This window comes from Pseudomonadota bacterium (genome assembly GCA_011049115.1).
Lineage (GTDB): Bacteria > Desulfobacterota > Anaeroferrophillalia > Anaeroferrophillales > Tharpellaceae > DSCM01.
Genome location: DSCM01000065.1, coordinates 1 through 3,539, shown reverse-complemented (window position 1 = coordinate 3,539; position 3,539 = coordinate 1). Strand labels below are relative to the sequence as shown.

Here is a 3,539-nt window from a genome sequence, read left to right as displayed (position 1 = left end):
GGATTGTCACGCCGATGGAATTTTGTCATACCGGGACCGGCGATTGCCGGCCCCGGTAGATGTTAAAATGGCTCTGATTCGTTCGGTTGCGGCTTCGAATCAGCCAGATCCTGGTACGCTTGGTGGGAGTTGACAATTTTGCGCAGGCTGGCCACCATCAGGTTCATCACCATCTGTTCTATCAGGTCTGTCAATTCATCGAAAGTCGCTTCAACCGTCTGATCCTCATAGATATTCATCTCATTGCCTCCCCTAAAAAACTTCGGTACTGGCCGCCTGAACATGCTCGGCGCACACCAGCGTTTGCTCCTGTCGTGCGGCGGCGATCATTGCGCCCCGAGCCAGGAAGTTGGCTTTGCGGTACAGGCCTCCCGAACCCTGATGAATGGCGGTCACGGCGGTTTCTTCAAACAGCATGCGCTCACAGCCGGCAAGGCGCAGATGGTGGCGCAGATACTCCTCCATGGCCGCTCTGTCGATACCGCTCAGGTGACAGCGAGCGACCACCCGCGAGGCCAGAGGCTTGCTGGCGCGATAACTGAGGTTATCGACCAGGTTGGCCTGTCCGGCGAGAATAACCGGCAAGTACGGCTTGGAATCCTGCTCGAACTGCGTCAGGGTGTGCAGTTCGGCAAAGACGTCGAGGCGCAAAAGCGACGCTTCATCGATAACCAGCAAGGTCTTCATCCGTTTGCCGCAGACCAGATCGAGAATCTGCTGTTTGATGCGGCGAGCCATCATGGCCCGTGAGCCGCCGGCATTCTCAATGCCCAGTTCGCCGAGAATCTGGCGGTAGAGTTCGAGAATCGATCCGGAGCAGGCGGTCACGGCAATGACTTGGTATTGCGAGGGATGCAGGCCGCCGATCAGGTAGCGCAGGGTGGTTGATTTGCCACTGCCGATATCGCCGGTGATCAGGGCGACTCCTCCCATCTGCACGGCGTAATCGATGCGCTCTTTGGTGGCGGTGATGATGGGCGTCACCAGGATGTCCTTACGCGGCAGATCGGCGCTAAAGGGATTTTTGCTCAAGCCGAAGCTATGTCGAGAGATCTCCATGCTTTAGCTCTCCCACAGTTGGCCGCTGTGCGGCGTCGTTGCGCCAGAGAGTTCGATCTGGCCGTTTTTATCCCGTTTGACCCGGGCATTGACCTGCAGATCAATCGGCACGAGCAGTCCATAAGACTGCCCTTGGTGACGGATCTCGACCTGCTCCGGGCTGCGCTCATGGTAGAGCAGCTCCACCCGCTGGCCAATCAGATCGACCGGGCCCTCGAAGAGGCGTTTGTCGATGACGATGGAGCGATCCTTGTTGACCCGGCGGTAGACGGTTTTGCGGAAATAATCACTGAGATTGGAAGGCGCCGGGCGCAGGCAGTGCAGCCCGGCGGCGAAGCGCTTATGGGGAGTTTCACAGGTGGAGCCATGCCGGCGCTGATGATACTGCCCTTCGAGCCAGTCGCCAAAGGCGCGATTGATCGCCTCCAGGCTCTGACCCTGGAAGCACGAGAGGAACTGAGTGCGCACCGTGCGCAGGAAGCGTTCAATTTTGCCCTTACCCTGGGGCTGGTACGGTTTGGCGTGAATCAGGGCAATCCCTAAAGCGGCCGTGGTGTATTCAAGCTGCCGGGAGCGATATGCCGAGCCGTTATCGACATAGAGTTTCCTTGGCAGACCGCGGCGGCTTAAGGCCTCAAAGAAGGCATCCTGGAAGCAGGCCAGGGATTCGGACGGATAAAACCGGGCATGGGGGATCAGGCGGGAGTGATCATCGATAAAGGCGATCAGGTAGCATTTGCGGCGCTTGCCGTCGCAGTCGAGGACCGGCCCGTGCAGGATGTCTGACTGCCACAGGTCGTTGGGCAGTTCGGCTTCGAACTTGCGCCGGTCCGTCGGCGGGGCCTCGTCGGCCGTCATCAACTTGTGCTGGCGTAAAAAGCGGTACACCGAACTGAGACTGACAGAGCGTCCAGAGCTGACCAACTGGCGCTGATGGAGCACCCGGGTCAACTCCGGGACCGGCATTTTGCGCATCTCCTTGCGCAGGGCGAGCAGGGCCAGGGCGGTCTCTTCGTCGATAGCGCGGGCCTGCCCCTGGTCGTTGCGCTCCTGAGGATAGAGCGCCTCAAGCCGCCGTCCTTCTTCCAGGTAGCGGCTGATCCAACGCATCAGGGTGCTGCGGCTGACCCGGGTGCGTCCGCTATATGGAATCTGCCACTTGCGAGCGCACTTCTCCTTCAACAACACCTCGCGCTCGCCGCGATCCAGGCGTGTCGCACCGACGAATTCGGCAATCAGGCCGTAACGAAAGACGGCCACCTCTTTTTTCTGCTCTTCAGTCATGATTTCTCCTTGTGATTGGGGTAGTCAACCTCTACATCAGCAGGAAAAACCAGTCGCGAGCAGACTTCACTGGGGTAGTCAAAAACGAGCTGCCCCGTCAATTTAACTGATCCGGGCAACCGGAATCTGGCCGCGCTCAAGCAGCCTGTCATAGCCTCTGAGCAGCCCACCGGACCAGGTTTCGCTCAGATGAATCCGAACCCGCCCGGCCAGATTCGACAGCCAGTGGCGTAATCGGGAACGGGGCTGCATCTGAGCAGGCCAACGATCCCTGGTCAGCCGCTGGGTCAGGCAGGCGACAATGACGGCCATCGTGCTGCGAATGCGCAGAAAGTAATCAGCGGGTCGTGCCGTGACGACACAGCCGCACAGTGGGCAGCGGTAACACTTCATCGGCAGTGCCGTAGGAAAACCATCGAAATAGCGCAGGGCGTAACCGTGGCCCCAGAGCCGCCAGTGACGGCAGCGCGGACAGCTCGTCGGGCGGGGCCAGGCATAAGCTTTACCCTGCTGCTGAATTTGCTTGAGATCAACCGCAATGGACCATATCATGATCTCTCCGGTAATAGGGGCGCTAACCCCGAAAGTAAAAAGGGCGGAGAGTTCTACGAAAACTCTCCGCCCGCTTTATTTTAACGACCGAATAACGAGCCTTACCTCAAGGCCCGAATAATCTGATATCCTGCCGCAATTGGTCAACTTATTCTGACAATTTCATGCCCGCTCTGAGTCGTTTTTCGTGGCAATCAACACCTCCCACATCTTTGGCGCTCTGGGGAAGTCAGGCCGACGCACCGTTCTGCAGGCCCCAAAACCCGAAACTATAGAACGAGAGAGGATCCATTTGTCGATGTATGGCCGGAAATTCTGATCTGGCTTCATGAGGCCCCTGATGAGCCAGCAAAATCCCTATTTCAACGCTTACAGGTTCAATACCCTGGCAAGTATCCTGATGGACAACTCAGAACATTGCAGCGCCGGGTGAAGGAATGGCGAAAAATCATGGCCAGAAAGCTAGTTTATACAGGTCTTGACGGTGACATATCTGGAAAAGAGTTCATAGCAAGCAGCATGGAAGAATTCTCTGATAAACGGTAACATTTCTTGCTGAGGCAACGGGACCGGGAAAAATAGTTGACGTTGATCACCCGATGCGTTGTCCTGTCACGTCTCATAACTCCTTAGATGATTTGATG

The 3,539-nt window shown here is 57.2% G+C and carries 3 protein-coding genes; all 3 read right to left on the bottom strand.

Annotation, left to right across the window (positions count from 1 at the left end; genetic code table 11):
• Positions 1–252: 252 nt before the first annotated feature.
• Entirely contained in the window at positions 253–1,059 is an 807-nt protein-coding gene (locus ENN66_05355; protein HDS16024.1) for an AAA family ATPase, read from the bottom strand.
• 3 nt (positions 1,060–1,062) lie between these two features.
• The gene (locus ENN66_05350) at positions 1,063–2,343 is read right to left on the bottom strand and encodes an IS481 family transposase (GenBank protein ID HDS16023.1); all 1,281 of its coding nucleotides are present in this window, start codon (positions 2,341–2,343) and stop codon (positions 1,063–1,065) included.
• Between the two features lie 102 nt (positions 2,344–2,445).
• Positions 2,446–2,895, bottom strand: coding sequence for a hypothetical protein (locus ENN66_05345; protein HDS16022.1), 450 nt, complete (start codon positions 2,893–2,895; stop codon positions 2,446–2,448).
• Between the last annotated feature and the right edge of the window lie 644 nt (positions 2,896–3,539).

Excerpts from the sequence above, each read along its gene's own strand:
- ENN66_05355 (HDS16024.1), bottom strand. The coding sequence starts at position 1,059 with ATGGAGATCTCTCGACATAGCTTCGGCTTGAGCAAAAATCCCTTTAGC.
- ENN66_05350 (HDS16023.1), bottom strand. The coding sequence starts at position 2,343 with ATGACTGAAGAGCAGAAAAAAGAGGTGGCCGTCTTTCGTTACGGCCTG.
- ENN66_05345 (HDS16022.1), bottom strand. The coding sequence starts at position 2,895 with ATGATATGGTCCATTGCGGTTGATCTCAAGCAAATTCAGCAGCAGGGT.